At 69.3% G+C, this 17071-nt stretch carries 15 protein-coding genes; 10 read left to right on the forward strand and 5 right to left on the reverse strand.

The window, feature by feature from the left end:
- Position 1: 1 nt before the first annotated feature.
- Positions 2–874: an aldo/keto reductase family oxidoreductase gene (locus tag D7V80_RS02500; protein WP_120586617.1), complete on the reverse strand. Its 873-nt coding sequence runs from the start codon at positions 872–874 to the stop codon at positions 2–4.
- 106 nt (positions 875–980) lie between these two features.
- Here D7V80_RS02500 and D7V80_RS02505 point away from each other — a divergent pair, with 106 nt between their 5' ends.
- The 5 genes from D7V80_RS02505 to D7V80_RS02525 all read left to right on the forward strand — a co-directional run bounded on the left by D7V80_RS02505 (position 981) and on the right by D7V80_RS02525 (position 5699).
- A complete protein-coding gene (locus D7V80_RS02505; RefSeq protein ID WP_120586618.1) occupies positions 981–1877 on the forward strand; it encodes a LysR family transcriptional regulator in 897 nt (298 codons plus the stop codon).
- Between the two features lie 67 nt (positions 1878–1944).
- A complete protein-coding gene (locus D7V80_RS02510) occupies positions 1945–2412 on the forward strand; it encodes a nucleoside deaminase (protein ID WP_120586619.1) in 468 nt (155 codons plus the stop codon).
- A 304-nt stretch (positions 2413–2716) separates the two neighbouring features.
- On the forward strand, positions 2717–3256 hold the full coding sequence (locus D7V80_RS02515) for a hypothetical protein (RefSeq protein WP_120586620.1): 540 nt from the start codon (positions 2717–2719) through the stop codon (positions 3254–3256).
- A gap of 261 nt (positions 3257–3517) precedes the next feature.
- Entirely contained in the window at positions 3518–4174 is a 657-nt protein-coding gene (locus D7V80_RS02520; protein ID WP_120586621.1) for a metallophosphatase domain-containing protein, read from the forward strand.
- A 136-nt stretch (positions 4175–4310) separates the two neighbouring features.
- Positions 4311–5699 (forward strand): Ig-like domain-containing protein, encoded by a 1389-nt coding sequence (locus D7V80_RS02525; RefSeq protein WP_233585084.1) that lies wholly within the window; start codon positions 4311–4313, stop codon positions 5697–5699.
- Positions 5700–6228: 529 nt separating this feature from the next.
- Here the strand turns inward: D7V80_RS02525 and D7V80_RS02535 are convergent.
- Positions 6229–7599 carry a PQQ-dependent sugar dehydrogenase gene (locus tag D7V80_RS02535; protein ID WP_120586623.1) on the reverse strand — a complete coding sequence of 457 codons (1371 nt, stop codon included), beginning with the start codon at positions 7597–7599 and terminating at the stop codon, positions 6229–6231.
- Between the two features lie 159 nt (positions 7600–7758).
- Between D7V80_RS02535 and D7V80_RS02540 the strand changes: the two genes are divergently transcribed.
- Positions 7759–8616, forward strand: a complete 858-nt coding sequence (locus D7V80_RS02540; RefSeq protein ID WP_120586637.1) for a DUF2911 domain-containing protein — start codon at positions 7759–7761, stop codon at positions 8614–8616.
- A 22-nt stretch (positions 8617–8638) separates the two neighbouring features.
- On the opposite strand, the gene bshA is transcribed toward D7V80_RS02540, so the two are convergent.
- The 3 genes from bshA to bshC are packed head-to-tail and all read right to left on the reverse strand — an operon-like array spanning position 8639 to position 12275.
- A complete protein-coding gene (bshA, locus tag D7V80_RS02545) occupies positions 8639–9802 on the reverse strand; it encodes an N-acetyl-alpha-D-glucosaminyl L-malate synthase BshA (protein WP_120586624.1) in 1164 nt (387 codons plus the stop codon).
- Positions 9799–10605, reverse strand: a complete 807-nt coding sequence (gene bshB1, locus D7V80_RS02550; RefSeq protein WP_120586625.1) for a bacillithiol biosynthesis deacetylase BshB1 — start codon at positions 10603–10605, stop codon at positions 9799–9801. The genes bshA and bshB1 overlap by 4 nt, the downstream gene beginning before the upstream one ends.
- Positions 10602–12275, reverse strand: a complete 1674-nt coding sequence (gene bshC / locus D7V80_RS02555) for a bacillithiol biosynthesis cysteine-adding enzyme BshC (protein ID WP_199738341.1) — start codon at positions 12273–12275, stop codon at positions 10602–10604. Before bshC ends, bshB1 begins: the two co-directional genes overlap by 4 nt.
- An 84-nt stretch (positions 12276–12359) precedes the next feature.
- Between bshC and D7V80_RS02560 the strand changes: the two genes are divergently transcribed.
- The 4 genes from D7V80_RS02560 to D7V80_RS02575 all read left to right on the forward strand — a co-directional run bounded on the left by D7V80_RS02560 (position 12360) and on the right by D7V80_RS02575 (position 17021).
- On the forward strand, positions 12360–14843 hold the full coding sequence (locus tag D7V80_RS02560) for a PIG-L family deacetylase (RefSeq protein WP_120586627.1): 2484 nt from the start codon (positions 12360–12362) through the stop codon (positions 14841–14843).
- On the forward strand, positions 14840–15019 hold the full coding sequence (locus D7V80_RS02565; protein ID WP_120586628.1) for a hypothetical protein: 180 nt from the start codon (positions 14840–14842) through the stop codon (positions 15017–15019). The genes D7V80_RS02560 and D7V80_RS02565 overlap by 4 nt, the downstream gene beginning before the upstream one ends.
- On the forward strand, positions 15016–16728 hold the full coding sequence (locus tag D7V80_RS02570) for a sodium:solute symporter (RefSeq protein WP_120586629.1): 1713 nt from the start codon (positions 15016–15018) through the stop codon (positions 16726–16728). Before D7V80_RS02565 ends, D7V80_RS02570 begins: the two co-directional genes overlap by 4 nt.
- A gap of 107 nt (positions 16729–16835) precedes the next feature.
- On the forward strand, positions 16836–17021 hold the full coding sequence (locus D7V80_RS02575) for a hypothetical protein (protein WP_120586630.1): 186 nt from the start codon (positions 16836–16838) through the stop codon (positions 17019–17021).
- The last annotated feature ends 50 nt before the right edge of the window (positions 17022–17071 follow it).

The following is a 17071-nucleotide window of genomic DNA, read 5'->3' on the forward strand; positions in this document are numbered from 1 at the left end:
GTCAGGTCTGCCCGGCAAGACGGTTCAATGTCTCCATGTCCTCCGTGCCCAGGGTGAGTTCGGCACTGGCAAGGTTCTCCCGGAGGTGTGTGATTGACGACGTGCCCGGGATGAGCAGCACGTTGGGGGACCGGCGCAGGAGCCAGGCCAGCGCAACCTGCATCGGTGTCGCGCCCAGCCGCGCGGCCACGTCGTTCAGCGCGCTCGACTGTAGCGGCGTGAACCCGCCCAGCGGGAAGAACGGCACGTAGGCCGTACCCCTGGCAGCGAGCTCGTCAATCAGGGCGTCATCACTCCGGTGCGTCAGGTTGTAGTGGTTCTGCACGCAGACGATCTCGGCGATTTTCCGACCCTCGGCGACCTGGGTTGGCGTGACGTTGCTCAGGCCGATGTGGCGGATGAGGCCGCGCTGCTGAAGCTCCGCGAGCGCGGTGAGCGGCGCCTCGATGGAGCCTTCCACCGGGCCCGCGGCGCTGAACATCGCCCGGAAGTTCACGACATCGAGCACCTCGAGCCCGAGGTTGCGCAGGTTGTCGTGGACCGAGCGCTCGAGGTCCGCGGGGGAGAACGCAGGCTCCCACGAACCGTTGGGGCCGCGCACCGCGCCGACCTTCGTGGCGATCACCAGACCGTCACGATACGGGTGCAGCGCCTCCCGGATGAGCTGGTTGGTGACGTGGGGGCCGTAGATGTCACTGGTGTCGAGATGGTCGACGCCCTGGGCGATGGCCTCTCGCAGCACCGCGACCGCCGCCTTGCGGTCCCTGGGCGGGCCGAAGACGCCGGGGCCGGCGAGCTGCATCGCGCCGTAACCCACGCGGCGAACGGTGTGGCTGCCAATGCGATAGCTGCCTGAGATGGGACGGTGGGTCACGGTGGGACTCCTGGGTTGAGCGAGGTTTCCCACCTCATGTACGCAAGGAATCACTGCGCGACTACCGGTGGCAATCCGCACAGGTCGTGCGAAAATCCGCACACTGATGGATGACCTCTCTGACCTCACGGCGTTCCTGACGGTCGCCCGCGAAGGCGGGTTCCGCAGCGCGGCTCGCGCGTCGGGCATGAGCGCCTCCCGCTTGGGGGATGCGATCCGCCGCCTCGAGGCCCGTCTGGGCGTTCGCTTGCTTCACCGGAACACGCGCAGCGTGACTCCGACGGACGCGGGGGCGCGGTTGCTCGAACGGCTCGCACCGGCGCTGGGGGAGGTGCGGTCCGCACTGGACGTGGTGAACACCTTCCGTGACCGACCCGCGGGGCGCTTGCGGCTCAATGTGCCAATCGCCGCCGCGCGCCTCGTCCTCCCACGCATCGTGCAGCCGTTCCTCGCGAAGTACCCCGACATCTCCCTGGAGGTGACCGCCGAAGAGCGCCTCATCGACGTGATCGCGGAAGGCTATGACGCCGGAATCCGTTACGAGGAGCGTCTCGAGCAGGACATGGTGGTGGTGCCCATCGGGCCGCGCATGCAGCGCTACGCGGCGGCCGCATCGCCCGCATACCTCGAGCGTCGGGGCCGACCGAAGCATCCTCGCGATCTGCTCGAACACGACTGCCTGCGCGGGCGCTTGCTGAGCGGACCGGTGCCTGCGTGGGAGTTTGAACGCCGTGGAGAGACGATCCACGTCGAACCCAAAGGGTCGCTGCTCTTCAGCCTCAACACGAGCACCGACCTCGCCGTGGAGGCCGCGGTCGCGGGCGGTGGAATCGTCTATCTGTTGGAGGATTGGCTGCGCCCCTACCTCGACCGGGGAGAGCTGGAGCCCGTGCTCGAACGGTGGTGGCCGAGCTTCTCGGGGCCCTTCCTCTACTACGCGGGGCGGAAGCACCTGCCGGTGCCGCTGCGCACGTTCGTCGACTTCATCAAGTCGACGCCGTGAGCTGAGTCTCCCTGATAGCCATGCCGTCTGCTTCGCGGCGGTTACTCATTGTCGCAGGAGGTCGCTGATGGAGCCGTCCACTGAGGAGTTCATGCGCGAGGCTGTCGCCCTGGCCCGCGCCAACGTCCAGGCTGGGGGCCGCCCGTTCGGGGCCGTGCTCGTGCGAGATGGCCAGGTGCTCGCGCGCGCGGTCAACGAGGTCAACCAGACGAAGGATCCCACCGCCCACGCTGAGCTGCTGGCCATTCGCAAGGCGAGCCAGAGCCTGGGAAGCGCCAGTCTGAGCGGCTGCGTCATCTACGCCAGCGGTCATCCCTGCCCGATGTGTCTGGCCGCCATGCACCTGTGCGGTATCCAGGGAGCCTTCTTCGCCTACTCCAACGAGGAGGGCGAAGCCTTCGGTCTCTCCACGGCGCCCATCTACGCGCAGCTGGCGCGCGGGCCCCAGGGCCAGTCCCTCCCGTTGAGGCCGCTGCGCCCGGCGGGCGAGCAGGGGCTGTACGACGAGTGGAAACGCCAGCAGCGTGACCGATGAGGTGGCTCGACGGTCCAGTCTCCTGTGGCCTGGCTCAGCGCAACTCCGCCCCTGGCGGCCTTGATGCGCGCCATCCAGGGCGCCGCATCCATGGGGGCACGCACGGACCGGCGATGCGGGCTCGCCTCGTTCTGCGTGAAGGAGGGGGCATGGGTCGGGATGTCGTGGCGAAGAGAATCGTGTTGCTGCTACCTTGCCCGCGCTTCCCCGCGAACCAAGGAGTCATTGCACGATGCAATTCCTTAAACGGGCTGGTTGTCTTTGTGTCGCCGTTCTCGTCTCTGCCTGCGGCGGAGGAGATGGGGTGACCGGGCAGGACGATGCGCTGGCGCAGCAGGAGTCAGCGGTAACATCCGCGTCGTTCAACGGATGCATCTACAGCATCTCCGCCTACCCGCAGCCGAACGTGACGCCGACTGTCTATGACATCAAGCTCTTCCGCCAGCCCATCCCGACGTGTGCGTATGGCTACGGCACCGTGACCCTGGGCACGTCCGTCGTCTATGAGCCGACGCGGTCCGTGGCGGTGAACGCGCTGGGAATCGCCGCGAGCTACACCCAGAAGTCGAGCCTCAGCGGCAGCGCGCCCATCACCCTCAGCGTGCACCATGTGGACCCGGCCACGCTGACCGTCATCCGGACCAGTGGACTGGGCGTCTACCTGGGGGCGGGCAACATCGTGTCGGAGAACGTGGCGATTGCCGCGGACGGCACCACGGTCACCGTCTCGGGCTCGAAGACCGGCGTCATCTCCGGAGAGAGCGGCAGCGGGAGCCACTACACCGCGAGCTTCCCGGACTTCTTCACCAGCACCACGCCGCCGACAGTCACGGCGTACCCGTGAGGCCTCGCCTCACGCCTCGGGCCACATGAGGTCTGGGGCGGGAAACACCTCGTTCGAGGACTCCCGCCCCGCACGCCACGGCCGGTGCTCCTTCAAGGCGTCCCGCCGCTTGTCGTCTTGTCGGAGAGCGACCCTGCTTCAGTGCCTTGGGTCTCCGCGCGACGGTAGGGGAGGGGCAATGTCAGCGCGGCGCCATCGCCGCCGTGGCCGCTGTCCGGCAGCGTTCCGGAAACCGATGCAGTCCTGAGGCATACTGCGACGATGCGCATCGTCGCCGTCGCGGACACCCACCTCTTCCACGACGAGCTCGTGATGCCCCCGGGCGACATCTTCGTCCACGCGGGCGACATGTGCCGCGCGGGGGACCTGGACGAGCTCGCCCGAGTGGCGTCGTGGATTCGCGGCCTGCCCTACCGTCACAAGATCATCGTCGCGGGCAATCACGACTGCGCCTTCGCCGACTCGCCCGCGGAGGCCCGGGCGCTTCTGGGCGAGGACGTCATCTACCTGCAGGACAGCGAGGCCACCGTTGCGGGCCTGCGCTTCTGGGGAAGCCCCTGGCAGCCGGCCTACAACGACTGGGCCTTCAACCTGCCACGGGGCACGGCCCTCGCCAGCAAGTGGGCGGCCATCCCCGAGGGCCTCGACGTCCTCATCACGCATGGTCCTCCAGCGGGCTTCGGGGACGGCTTGTCGGTGGGGGAACGCACGGGCTGCGCGGATCTGCGCGAGCGCGTGTTCGCCGTGCGCCCCCGGCTGCACCTGTTCGGCCACATCCACGAGGATGGCGGGCTGTGGCGTGAAGGGGACACGTGCTTCGCCAACGTCACGACGTGGGAGTGCGAGCGCGCGCCCACCGTCCTCCAACTCGACGCTCGGGGCGTGACGGAGGTGAACGTCCCTCCCGCCCGGCGCTGAGTCGCCGCTTGAAGGTTTCATCAAACCCATAACCCGGCACTTCATGTCGACCGCACCCTTGCCGGGCTCACCACGAGGAACGTTCATGTCCTGTTTGTCTTCACGATGGGCCGCCGCATTGCGCGCAGGATTGGTGGTGGGACTGGCCGTCAGCACCTTCGGCGCATGTCGCGACGATGACCCGCCGCCCAAAGACCCGCCGGTAGCCCGCGGTGTCACCCTCGAGACGGCGGAAGACACGCCCCTCGAGGTAGACCTGCCGGCCAGCGGCAACGGGGCACTCACCTTCACCATCGTCGATGCACCGGACCACGGCACGGTGAGTGAGGTCAGCGCCAATGGCTCCCTCACCTACACCCCCAGCGCCGACTACAATGGCGAAGATGCGCTCGTCTTTCGCGCCACCGATAGCCAGGGCCAGAGCGCCCAGGCCACGGTGACCCTCACCATCACCCCAGTGAACGACGTCCCCACCATTTCCCCGGTGGCCGGACAGCGCATCCCCCAGGACAGCTCGACAGGCGACCTGGCCTTCACCGTGGGCGACGTGGAGACCGCCGCCGACGGCCTCACGGTCATCGCCACGTCCTCCAATCCCGACCTGGTGCCCAACGCCCCCGCGAACCTCGTCTTCGGAGGCTCCAGCACCGGCCGCACCCTCAAGGTGGTTCCCGTCGCCAACGCCAGCGGCTCCACCACCATCACCCTGTCGGTGAGTGACGGCTCCGACACCACCTCCACCACCTTCACGGTCGACGTCACCATCCTTGCGCGCCTCTACTGGATGACTGCCTCCGGCTCGCTGTGGCGGGTGGACGTGAATGGCACAAATGCCATTGAGCTCAAGACAGGCATCAGCGGGGCGTCTTCTGTCGCAACCGACCCGGTCACCCGCTCCGTCTTCTACACGCGCGACAGCGCAATCGTTCGAGTGGACAGTGATGGGGCGAACGCGGTCGATGTCGTGGCGAACGGGGGCTATCCCAGCGGGCTGGCGGTCGACTCGACGAACCGCAAGCTGTACTGGTCCGACTTCAACGGCAAGCGGGTCATGCGCACCGAGCTGGACGGCAGCAATCCCACGCAGGTCGTTGGCGGCATCGATAGCCCGTCCGCCCTTGCGTTCGATGTCCCGAACGGCAAGGCGTATGTCATTACCTACAACAACACCCGGATCGTGCGGTTCAACCTGGATGGCACCAACGTGGAGACCGTCGCTTCAGGCCTGAACGGACTGGGCGTGGGCCTGGCGATCGATTCGAGCAGCGGGAAGGTGTACTACTCGACCCGCGGCGTCAGCGTCCATGTCACCAGCCTGGACGGCGCCAGCCCCACTGCCCTGGTGACCAGCCAGGGGTACACGGTGCATGGGATTGCCATCGATGTCACGGCCGGGCGGGTGTACTGGGCGGATTGGCTGGGGACCGCGGTCCGGAGCGCCAATCTGGCCGACGGCGGCGATATCCAGACCGTGCACTCGAGCAGTGCCAGGAACCTGGGGCTGGCCTGGATGCCTGCGCCGTAGCGGACGGAACATGGAACACTTCGTCCAGGTCGCCGAGGGCGTCTCGCTCTGGGTCGAGTCACGAGGCCCGGAGCAGACTCCCGCTGTTCTGCTCATGATGGGGTCCACCGGGGGCCTCCTGGCGCAGTGGCTGCTGGTCACGCACCCCGCGCGGCCTGGATGAGCAGGTGGAGTGGCGGGTCGAGAACTGGCGCAGGCTCAACGGCCGCGTGATTCCCTTCGATGCCGACGAGTTCCGTGCACTCGAGCGGCGCGTCATCGCGCATGCGGGCCGTCACGATACTTCGACGGCCCATGCCCGAGCCGACCCTTCCGGAATGGCTCGCGGAGCGGAGCTCACGCAGGCCGCCGTGCCCACGCTTGTCATTGCCGCGCCAGAGGACCCCACCCATCCCGCGTCCAATGCCCGGTTCCTCGCGGAGACCCTGCCACGCTCGACCCTGACGACTGAAACCCACTGCGCGCCCCCGCGCTCCCCGAGGTTTGATGCTCTCGGGGAGTGGGGAGCGCGCCGTGGCCTACGGATGCTTCACTGCGGCGTGACCTTGATCACCTTGCCGTTGGTGGCGTCGGTGAGCAGGTAGAGGGCGCCCTCGGGGCCCTGCACCACCTCGCGGATGCGCGCGTCCAGGTTCTTGAGGAGGTGCTCCTCGCCCACCACGCGGTCGTTGCGCACCATGAGCCGCACCAGCGTCTTGGCGGCCAGGCCGCCGATGAACATGTCGTTCTTCCACTCGGGGAAAAGGGTCCCGGAGTAGAAGGTCATCCCCGAGGGGGCAATCACCGGGTCCCAGTAGTACACGGGCTGCTCCATGCCCGGAGCCTGGGTGCTCTGGTGGATGGGCGCGCCGGAGTACTCCTCGCCATAACCGATCGTGGGCCAGCCGTAGTCCTTGCCGGCCTCGGGGCGGTTCACTTCGTCACCTCCCTGCGGCCCCATCTCCACCGTCCACAGCCGGTTCTGGCTGTCGAGCGCCGCGGACAGGACGTTGCGGTGGCCGATGGACCAGATCTCCGGCTTCGCCCCCTGGGTGTTCAGGTACGGGTTGTCCTGGGGCACGGAGCCGTCGGGATTGATGCGGACCACCTTGCCGAAGTGGCTCTTCACGTCCTGGGCCTGGGCACGGCCCTCGAGGATGGAGCGCTCCCCGAGCGTGACGAACAGCTTGTTGTCCGGGGTGAACACCATCCGTCCCCCCGAGTGCAGCGTGGACTCGAGCGTGGGCATCATGCGGAAGATGACCTGGACGTTCTCCACGCGAGGCTGCGCTCCGTCCACGAGCCGCGCGCGCGCCACCGCCAGCCCGTTGCCGCCCTGACGGGGCTCGGTATAGGTCCAGTAGATGAGCCCGCTCGTGGCGTAGTCCGGGCCCACCTCCACGTCGAGCAGGCCGCCCTGGCCGCGTGCGTCCACGGCGGGCAGGCCGCTGACGGCGGAGGACTTCGCGCCCTGCTGCGTGACGATGTAGAGCGAGCCGGTGGCCTTCTCCGTCACCAGCATGCGCTGGTCCGGCAGGAAGGCGATGGCCCAGGGGTTCCTGAAGCCGGAGGCAATCTCCGTGGTCTTGAGGGGCGTCTTCGTCTGGATGGCGGGGACGCGCGTCTGCCCGGGGAAGGCCGGCGTGTTTTCAGGCACGTTGGGCGGGCCCTGCGGAACCGGGGGACCGCTGGGGAGCGGATCTTCCGGAGTGCCCGCGTCGTCTTCCGGGACGCCTGCGTCCTCAGTGACGCCCGCGTCATTCTCCGGGACACCCGAGTCATTCCCGGGGACGCCCGAATCCTGTGCGGGAACGCCCGAGTCCTGCAGCTGGGTGCCCGAGTCCGGTGACGTGGGCTCTGGATCGTCCTGGCAACCGACCAGGAGGGTGGCGACGATGAGGGACGTTGTCAGGATGCGCATGCGACTCGCTCCAGGGGGGAAAAGGGGGAAGAGTTGAACATCGCGTTCTTTGGGGCGACTGGAAAGGGCGCGTTACGACGGGTGGCGGTGGTGGACATCGGCCTGCGCGTCTCTACACTCCGCGGGCTCTGCGACCCTTCGCGGGTCGGAAAGGACGAAGTGAAGACGATGAAGAACCCGCTCTTCGGCTGTATGGCTTCCGCTCTCATGACCCTGGCGGCGACGCCCGCGCTGGCTCAGCTCCAACTGCCGGCCCCCAGCCCCGCGGCGAAGGTGTCGCAGCAGGTTGGTGTCTCCGAAATCTCCGTCGAATATTCCAGCCCTGGCGTGAAGGGCCGGAAGATCTGGGGCGAGCTGGTCCCCAATGACAAGGCGTGGCGCAGCGGCGCCAACGCGGCGACGAAGATCACCTTCAGCCACCCGGTCACCTTCGGCGACAAGGCCGTCCCGGCCGGTTCCTACACCATCGTCAGCCTGCCCTCGCAGAAGGGCTGGAAGGTGATGCTGAACACGGACCTGGGCCTGTGGCGGGGCGCCGCGCCCTATGACGCCTCCAAGGACGTGGCCACGGTGAGCGCCACCACCGCGGAGATTCCGGCGCGCGAGCGCCTGACGTACCTCTTCACCGACACCACGGACACCGGCACGCGGCTGGACCTGGAGTGGGAGAAGCTGCGCGTCTCCGTGCCCATCACGGTGGACACCGCCGCCTTCGCGAAGGCCAACATCGAGCAGGCGGAGAAGGACGCGGCCAGCATGCACACGAGCGCGGCCTCCTACCTGGCGGGCACCGCCAAGGACCCTGCCGCCGCGCTGAAGCACGCCGACGCGGCCGTGGCCGCCAACCCCACGTGGTACGCCCACTGGACCCGCGCGAGCGTCCTGTCGCAGATGGGCAAGTACGCCGAGGCCCGCAAGGCCGCGCAGACCGCGTGGGACCTGGGGCAGAAGGACAAGAACTTCTTCTACCGCGACCAGGTCTCCAAGGCCCTGGCGGAGTGGAAGAACAAGAAGTAGCCCGCTTCGCTCCCGGGGCTCCTCAGCGATGGAGGGGCCCCGTCAGGAGCCGGCGGTAGAGCGCCTCGTAGCGGTCGATGGCGGGTTCCATCTGGAAGTGCTCCAGGACCCGCGCCCGCGCGCGGCGTGAGAAGCCCTGCCAGCGCTCCGCGTCCTCGACCAGCGTGAGCACGTGCCGGGCCATGGCGGGGACGTCCCCCAGCGGCGCCAGGAAGCCCGTCTCTCCGTGCGTGACGAGCTCCGGGATTCCGCCCAGGTCGCTGGCCACCACGGGAATGCCGCAGCTCAGCGCCTCCAGCGCGGCGAGCCCGAAGCTCTCCTGCTCGCTGGGGAGCAGGAAGACGTCGGAGGCGGCGATCAGCTCCTCGAAGCGGTCCTGCTTGCCGAGGAACGCGACGCGGCCCTCCAGGCCCATCTCCCGCAGCATCCGCTCCGCGGGCGAGCGCTCCGGACCGTCACCCACCATCACCAACCGGCAGGGACGGCGGCGGTGGACCTCCGTGAAGATGGCGACCACGTCGGCGATGCGCTTCACCGGCCGGAAGTTGGAGACGTGGATGAGCACCGGCTCGGAGTCGTGCAGGTCCGGGAAGAGCGCGCGCAGGCAGGCGCGGTCGCGCACCGGGGCGTAGCGCGCGGTGTCCGCGAAGTTGGCGATGACGTCGATGCGGACGCTCTCTGGGATGTCGAAGCCCTGCCACGTCGCGCGGCGCAGGTAGGCCGACGGCACCGTCACCGCGTCGCTGCGCATGATGGAGAAGCGGGTGATGGGCAGGTAGCTGGGGTCGATTCCCACCAGCGTGGTGTCCGTCCCGTGCAGCGTGGTGACGACGCGCGGCGCCCTGGGGCCCAGCACCTCGCGCGCCATCCACGCGGCGGTGGCGTGCGGCACCGCGTAGTGGACGTGCAGGATGTCCAGGCGCTCGTAGCTGGCGACCTCAATCATCTTGGAGGCCAGCGCGATGGGATACGTGCTGGACTGCTGGAGCGCCGGGTAGTCGCTCTCCGTCACCTCGTGGAAGACGACCTTCCGGTTCGTGCCATGGAGCCGGACCGGCAGGTCCCGGGCGATGAAGTGGACGCGGTGGCCCCGGTCCGCCATCGCGAGGCCAATCTCCGTGGCGACCATGCCGCTGCCACCGAAGGTCGGAAAGCAGGTGATGGCCACGTTGAGCGGGGCGTTCATGTGCGTGCCGGGAAGAACAGGGGCCGGGCGAAGCTATTCCTTCGGAAGTGGTCGAGCGGGTCGGCCAGTCCCAGCGCCTCGCGGAGGATGTAGGGCTCGCCGTGGGTGACGCCAATCTGCGCGCCATGGAAGCGGTCCCGGGCTTCCAGCGAGGACAGCGACAGCGGTGAGCCCACCAGCGTGGGCGGGGCGTCCGGGCGGGGCGTCACCTGGCTGGCGTAGCAGTGCACCGCGGCCAGCTTGCGCTCGTAGACGGCGGAGACGTCGATGATGACGCCAGGCTCGGCCAGGTGCCGCAGCGGGTAGTAGAGGACCTGCCGCGGCGTGAAGGGCTCCGCGGCGGGCTGCGTATCGAACTTGCGCACGCCCGCGAAGAAGAGGGCGCGCGTCACCAGCGCGCTGGCCGCCTCGTGGTCCGGGTGCCGCTCCTGCTCCCAGGGCACGACGACCAGCTCCGGACGCAGGCGGCGCAGCGCCTCCACCACGCGGGCCACGGCGGCGGTGCGGGCGCGCTCGGGCTCGGGCGTGTCGAAGCCCGCCCACGGATTGAGCCAGCCGTCGGGCAGCTCCAGGTTCTCCCGGTGGGCCAGCCCCAGCGCGCGGGTGGCGGCCTCTGTCTCCTCCGCGCGGGACCGAGGCGTGCCGCGCGAGCTCTTCTCGCCGCGCGTCAGGTCGACGATGCCGGTGCGGTAGCCGCGGGCGGCCATGCTCGCCATCAGCCCGCCGCAGAACAGCTCCACGTCATCCGGATGCGGGCCAAAGGCGAGGACGTCGATGTTGTAGGCGGCGGGGGTCGCGCTCATGGCGTCAGGTCCTTCGAGTCACCGGAGAAGGGGACACACGCGTCCAGCACCTGCTTCGTGAAGGCACGCATCCCGATGCGGCAGGCGAAGTAGGGCAGCCCCAGGACACGCTCCTGGGGCGCGTCCTCCGGGAAGAGGAACGTGCGCAGGCGGTCCACCTGTTCGGCCGCCGTGGCATCGCGCCGGGCGAGCGCGCGGCGGTAGCGGCCCGTCAGTCGGGACACCGCGACCCGCACCGTGCCCTGGGTGCGGCGCAGCGCGTCCTGGAGGCTTGGGTCCACCGCCGACACCTGTCCGGCGACGCGCTCCAGCTCGGAGGAGAATGCGCCGAAGAGGCGGGCCTCCAGGGCCTCGGGCGTCTCCAGCGGCTCCGGGGCATTCCGCGTGGCCAGCCGCGTGAGCAGCGTGTCGCGCGGCACGTTCACCTCATCCGGCTGGAGCCCCACCTTGCCCAGCCACCGGCGCGCGCGGTCATCGAGCACGCGGAAGCGGGCCCGGGGAATGGCGAGCGGCATTGGCCGGCCCGCGTGGGCGTAGAGCGGCGCCAGTTGCGCGAAGTAGGCCAGCTCGCCCGGGCCTCCGACATACGCCGCCGTGGGGAGCCAGGTGTCCTGGAGGAGGGGGCGCAGCAGCGCGGACGTGGTGAAGCGCAGCGGTTCACGCTCCAGGGCGGCGTGCAGCGCGTCCTGGGTGAGGGCGCTGCCTTCCGGGTGGCCCACCAGACTCCAGGCGCCTGCTTCCGCCGGGTCCAGCCGGTAGCGCGGGCCATCGAGCGCCTCCGGTGAGAAGAAGCTGAGCGGCGAGCCGGGGCGGACATGGACCTGCACCGCGTAGCCCGCGCGGGTGAGCGCCTCCGCGCGGGCCGCCAGCGCCGCGGAGAGGGGCCCCGCTTCCTGGAGGGCGAAGCGATGCACGGGCGCGGCCAGGGGCGCCAGCCGTGCGTCTCTCGGGTCGAGGAAGACCAGGCCCTCGTCGGCGAAGAGGGACGACAGCACGCCGGTGAAGGCTTGCGCGAGCGTGGCCTCGGGACGGTAGGCCTGCTCCAGCAGGGAGAGGAACGCCTCCGCGTGGGGTTCTGCTCCCAGCTCGGCGCGGAGGGTGGCCAGGGCGGGGAGGACGCTCGGGCCCAGGTGCCGGTGGGCGATGGGCGCTCGAGACGTTGCCGCCTCCGGAAGCTCGAGCGCCAGTCGACAGAGCCCTCCGCCCGGACGTGGGAGGAGACAGTGGTCAATCTCCGGAAGGTCGTGGTCCTCCGTCTGGAGCCAGAAGACGGGAACACAGGGCCGGCCGGTTTCTTCCCGGAGCGCGCGCGCCGTGACGATGGCGGAGGCGGCTTTGTAGAGCGTGTACAGCGGGCCCAGGAAGAGGCCCATCTGCTGTCCCGTCACCACCGCCACGGTGCCGGGCCGCGCGAGCAGCGCGAGGTTCTGCTCCCGGGCGGGACTCGGCGCGAGGCGCGCGTTCTGCGCGGCGAGGACGTCCAGCAGCGCGGGCGACACCGTGCGCGACGCGGCGGCGGCCACGGCCCGGGCGCGCGCTTCACGGTGCCGATAGTCATCGGAGAGGAAGGAGAGCGCGGACGCATCTCCGCGCAGCCACGCGGTCGAGAACGAGGACGTCACGGCATGCCGTGATAACAGGTCGAGGCGGGCACGCCACCGGAAGTGCAGGCTCGCACGTCGCGTCCGGCCGTGGCGCCGGGCGTCATCCCGGAATGAATGCGGACCGCGCGGGTTGGTATAGGGTCCGTGCGAATGCGGAACCTGCTCCTTGGAATGACGCTGGCCATGAGCCTTGGATTCGGGTCGACGGCGGTGGCACGGCCTGCCCGGCAGCTCCACGCGGGTGAAATCGCGGCGGGCCTGAAGCGGCTCGGTGTGACGGGCAGTGTGCTCTATGTCGCGGCCCACCCGGACGACGAGAACACGCGCCTGCTCGCGTGGCTGGTGGGAGAGCGCGGCCTGCGCGCGGGTTACCTGTCCGTGACGCGCGGGGATGGAGGGCAGAACCTCATCGGCACCGAGCAGGGCGCACTGCTCGGGCTCATCCGCACGCATGAGCTGCTCGCCGCGCGGAGCGTGGACGGCGCGGAGCAGCTCTTCACGCGGGCGCGGGACTTCGGTTATTCGAAGAGCGCGGAAGAGGCGCTGCGCATCTGGGGACATGAAGCGGTGCTGGCGGATGTGGTGCTCGCCATCCGGCGCTTCCAGCCGGACGTCATCATCACCCGCTTCACCACGGAGCCGCCGAACCACGGCCACCACACCGCCTCCGCGCTGCTGGCGGCGGAGGCCTTCATCGCCGCCGCCGACCCGAAGCGCTTTCCCGAGCAGCTGTCGGAGGTGAAGCCGTGGAAGGCGGACCGCCTGCTGCAGAACGCCTCCTCGTGGTGGTTCAAGCCCGATGAGGACCTGTCCCGCTACGTGAAGCTGGAGGTGGGCGGCTACGACGCGCTGCTCGGGCGTTCGTGGGGCGAGGTGGCCGCGGAGAGCCGCAGCCAGCACAAGAGCCAGGGCTTCGGCCAGGCCGCGGACCGGGGCCCCGCCGCCGAGTACTTCACGCCGCTGGCGGGGACGCTCCCGAAGCGCGACGTGTTCGAGGGGCTCGACTTCTCCTGGAAGCGTTGGGCGGGCTCGGAGGCCGTGTCCCGCGCGGTGGCCGCCGCGACGAAGTCGTTCGATGCGCGCGCTCCCCACCGCTCCCTGCCCGCGCTCGTCCGCGTCCATGAAGCGCTGACCGCGCTGCCGGACACCCACCCGTGGAAGGCGCCCAAGCTGCATGAGGTGGAGGCGCTCATCGCCCACTGCGCGGGGCTGTTCCTGGAGGTGCGTGCCGCCGCGCCCACGGGCATCCCGGGGCTGCCCGTGGCGTTGGATGTGGTGGCGCTGAACCGCTCGCCCGCCGCCGTCGAGTGGGTGGGGCTGACGCTGCCCGGCGAGAAACCCGAGTCCGTGGGGAAGGTGCTGGGCGCGAACGTGCCCCTGAAGCTGTCGCGCACGGTGACGCTGCCGGCGACGGCGCCCATCTCCACGCCCTACTGGCTCCGGGAGCCTGTCACCGGGGGGCTCTACACGCTCAAGGGCGAGGACCGCGCGCTCACCGGCCAGCCGGAGGGCGTTCCCGCGCTATCGGTAACGTTCGAGTACCAGGTCGCGGGCCGGCGCTTCCGCGCGGTGCGTCCGGTGGTCCACGCCTGGACGGATCCGGTGCGCGGCGAGCTCTACCGTGACTTCGAGGTCGTCCCGCCCGTCACCGCCACGCTGGCGCAGGACGTGCTCATGTTCCCCAACGGCGAGTCCCGCGCCGTGCCAGTGGTGCTGGCCGCGGGGATGGACCCGGTGCCGGGCACGGTGCGGATGGTGGCGCCGCCCGGCTGGCGCGTGGAGCCCGCGTCGGTCGGGTTCAAGCTCGCGGCAAGCGGAGACGAGCGCACCGTCACCTTCCAGGTGACGCCGCCCCCGGGCTCGACGAAGGAGGGGGTCCTCTCCGTGGAGGTCGACGTGGGGGGCCGCGCCTGGTCTTGGAGTGCCCATACCGTGTCCCATCCCCACATCCCGCCGTTGACGGTGCGCCAGCCCTCCGCGGCCACGGTGGTGCCGTTCTCCCTGGCCATGAAGGGCAAGCGCATTGGCTACATCCCCGGCCCGGGCGACCGCGTCGCGGAGAGCCTGAGCGCGGTGGGCTACGAGGTGACGCTGCTTCCCGAGGAGCGGCTGGCCCGGGAGCCGCTGGAGCGCTTCGACGCCATCCTCGTGGGCGTGCGCGCCTTCAACGCCAACACTCACCTGGCCGTCCACCGTGAGCGGCTGCTCCAGTACGTGGAAGGCGGCGGGCGGCTGGTGGTGCAGTACAACACCAACAGCCGCGTGGGGCCGCTCACGTCCTTCGTCGGGCCCTATCCGATGGAGATTGGCCGCGACCGGGTGACGGATGAGACGGCGGTGATGACGCCGCTGCGCGCCAATGAACCGCTGCTGCGCGCGCCCAATGCGCTGACGGCCGCGGACTTCGAGGGCTGGGTGCAGGAGCGTGGCCTCTACTTCGCGTCGTCGTGGGACGCTCGCTATCAGCCCGTGTTCGCCATGCACGACGCCGGCGAGGCGCCGCTCCAGGGCGCGCTGCTGGTCGCTCGTCATGGCAAGGGCACCTTCATCTACACGGGCCTCGCCTTCTTCCGTCAGCTCCCCGCCGGGGTTCCCGGCGCCTACCGCCTGTTGGCCAACATCCTTTCTCAATGAACACCGCCCCCAACCTGACCCCTCCCGAGCCCGCCGACGCCGTCCCCGCGCGCCGGCCGGAGCTCGATGACGCGCCGCCGCTGCTGGGCTCCTGGCGCAACATCTACATCCTGGTGCTGGGCGCCTTCGTGCTGTTCGTCGCCGTGTTCTGGGGACTCACCGAGGCGTACGCGTGACGGGGCTCGACTGGCTGGTCCTGGGCGGGACGATTGCGTTCATCGTGGTGTGGGGCCTCTGGAAGTCCCGAGGGCAGGCCACCAGCGACGAGTACATGCGTGGAGGCCGTGAGCTGCGGTGGCCCACCATTGGCCTGGCCGTCATGGCCACGCAGGCAAGCGCCGTCACCTTCCTCTCCGTCCCCGGGCAGGCCTACGAGGACGGGATGCGCTTCGTGCAGTTCTACTTCGGCCTGCCGATCGCGATGGTCATCATCAGCGCGGTCTTCGTGCCCATCTACTACCGGCTGAACGTCATCACCGCGTACGAATACCTGGAGTCGCGCTTCGACCTGAAGACGCGGCTCTTGGGCGCCTTCCTCTTCCTCATCCAGCGCGGGCTGGCCGCGGGCATCACCATCTACGCGCCGGCCATCATCCTCTCCTCCATCCTCGGTTGGCCGCTGGAGCCCACGGTCATCGTCATGGGCGCGCTCGTCATCCTCTACACGGTGACGGGAGGCTCCAGGGCGGTGAGCCAGACGCAGAAGCAGCAGATGGTGGTGATGATGGGCGGCATGGTGGTGGCCGCCGCGGTCATCCTCTGGCGCCTGCCGGAGCACGTGTCGTTCGGCAAGGCGGTGGACGTCGCTGGCGCGTTCGGCCGGATGAACGTGGTGAGCTTCGACTTCGACATGCAGGACCGCTACAACTTCTGGTCCGGCATCACGGGAGGTCTGTTCCTGTCCCTGTCGTACTTCGGCACGGACCAGTCCCAGGTGGGCCGCTACCTGACGGGCCGCTCCATCTCCGAGAGCCGGCTGGGGCTGCTCTTCAACGGCGTGCTGAAGATCCCGATGCAGTTCTTCATCCTCTTCGTCGGGATTCTCGTCTTCGTCTTCTACCAGTTCAGCACGCCGCCGCTGCTCTTCAACGACGCGCTGCGCACCCGCGTGCAGGGCACGGCGCAGGCGGGCGAGTACGCCGAGCTGGAAGCGAAGTGGGAGCAGCTCCAGTCCGGCAAGCGCGCGGAGGTGGAGCGCTACCTGGCGGCCGTCGAGTCGGGCGACGTGGCGGCCGGCGAGGCGTCACGGGCGCTGCTCCAGGGCGCGCAGCAGCAGGCGAGCGCGGTCCGCAAGGAGGCCAAGGCCATGGTGGCGCGCGCGCTTCCGGGCGCGGAGACGAAGGACTCGGACTACATCTTCATCGCCTTCGTGAAGCGCTGGTTGCCCAGCGGGCTGTTCGGGTTGCTCATCGCCGTCATCCTGTCCGCGGCCATGAGCTCCATCGCCAGCGAGCTGACGGCGTTGGGGACCACCACGACGGTGGACTTCTACCGGCGGGTGTTCAAGCCCGGCGCCTCGGACCGGCATGTGCTGGTGGCGTCCAAGCTGTTCACCGTGTTCTGGGGGCTGGTCGCGGTGGCCTTCGCGACCTTCGCTTCGCTGCTGGACAACCTCATCCAGGCCATCAACATCCTGGGCTCCATCTTCTACGGCACGGTGCTGGGCCTCTTCCTGGTGGCCTTCTTCGTGAAACACGTGCGCGGCCATGCCGTGTTCGCGGCGGCCGTCATCGCCCAGGCGACGGTGATTGCCCTCTTCTTCCTCTCCGACGTGGGCTACCTCTGGTTCAACGTCATCGGCTGTGCGCTGGTGGTGGTGCTGGGCCTGGTGATGCAGGGCGTCCTGCCGCGTGGCGAGGCGCCGGCCCCGGCGACGGGGGCCTGAGACCACAGGGGCATGGACGCATGAATCGGACGAGGGTGTTGGCGATTGCAGTTGCTGTCCTCCTCGCCGGAGCGGCGGTGGCCGTAGGGGTGCTTCGAGGCCGCTCCGTGGAAGAGCAATCCTTCGACGCAGAGCCAGACGAGGACGACTTTGCCTCCGACCTGGAGGAGCGCCCGAAGTGCTGGGTGAAGGTGAAGTCCTCGGAGCCGGGAAAGTGCCCTGGCGGCGTGGGGCAAGTCCACAAGGGGCAGTGCTACCTGCCCAACTGGGCTGAGTGCGCGAAGTACTACTGAAGGGCCGGCCCATGTCCTGGGCCGGCAGTCGATGTCCAGCCCGTCATGCA

Origin of the sequence: Corallococcus sp. CA054B (assembly GCF_003611625.1) — a bacterium.
GTDB lineage: Bacteria > Myxococcota > Myxococcia > Myxococcales > Myxococcaceae > Corallococcus > Corallococcus coralloides.

What these genes read in the sequence shown, in the direction of transcription:
- D7V80_RS02505 (WP_120586618.1), top strand. Translation starts at nt 981, where the DNA reads ATGGATGACCTCTCTGACCTCACGGCGTTCCTGACGGTCGCCCGCGAA.
- D7V80_RS02510 (WP_120586619.1), top strand. Translation starts at nt 1,945, where the DNA reads ATGGAGCCGTCCACTGAGGAGTTCATGCGCGAGGCTGTCGCCCTGGCC.
- D7V80_RS02520 (WP_120586621.1), top strand. Translation starts at nt 3,518, where the DNA reads ATGCGCATCGTCGCCGTCGCGGACACCCACCTCTTCCACGACGAGCTC.
- D7V80_RS02535 (WP_120586623.1), bottom strand. Translation starts at nt 7,599, where the DNA reads ATGCGCATCCTGACAACGTCCCTCATCGTCGCCACCCTCCTGGTCGGT.
- bshA (WP_120586624.1), bottom strand. Translation starts at nt 9,802, where the DNA reads ATGAACGCCCCGCTCAACGTGGCCATCACCTGCTTTCCGACCTTCGGT.
- bshB1 (WP_120586625.1), bottom strand. Translation starts at nt 10,605, where the DNA reads ATGAGCGCGACCCCCGCCGCCTACAACATCGACGTCCTCGCCTTTGGC.
- D7V80_RS02560 (WP_120586627.1), top strand. Translation starts at nt 12,360, where the DNA reads ATGCGGAACCTGCTCCTTGGAATGACGCTGGCCATGAGCCTTGGATTC.
- D7V80_RS02565 (WP_120586628.1), top strand. Translation starts at nt 14,840, where the DNA reads ATGAACACCGCCCCCAACCTGACCCCTCCCGAGCCCGCCGACGCCGTC.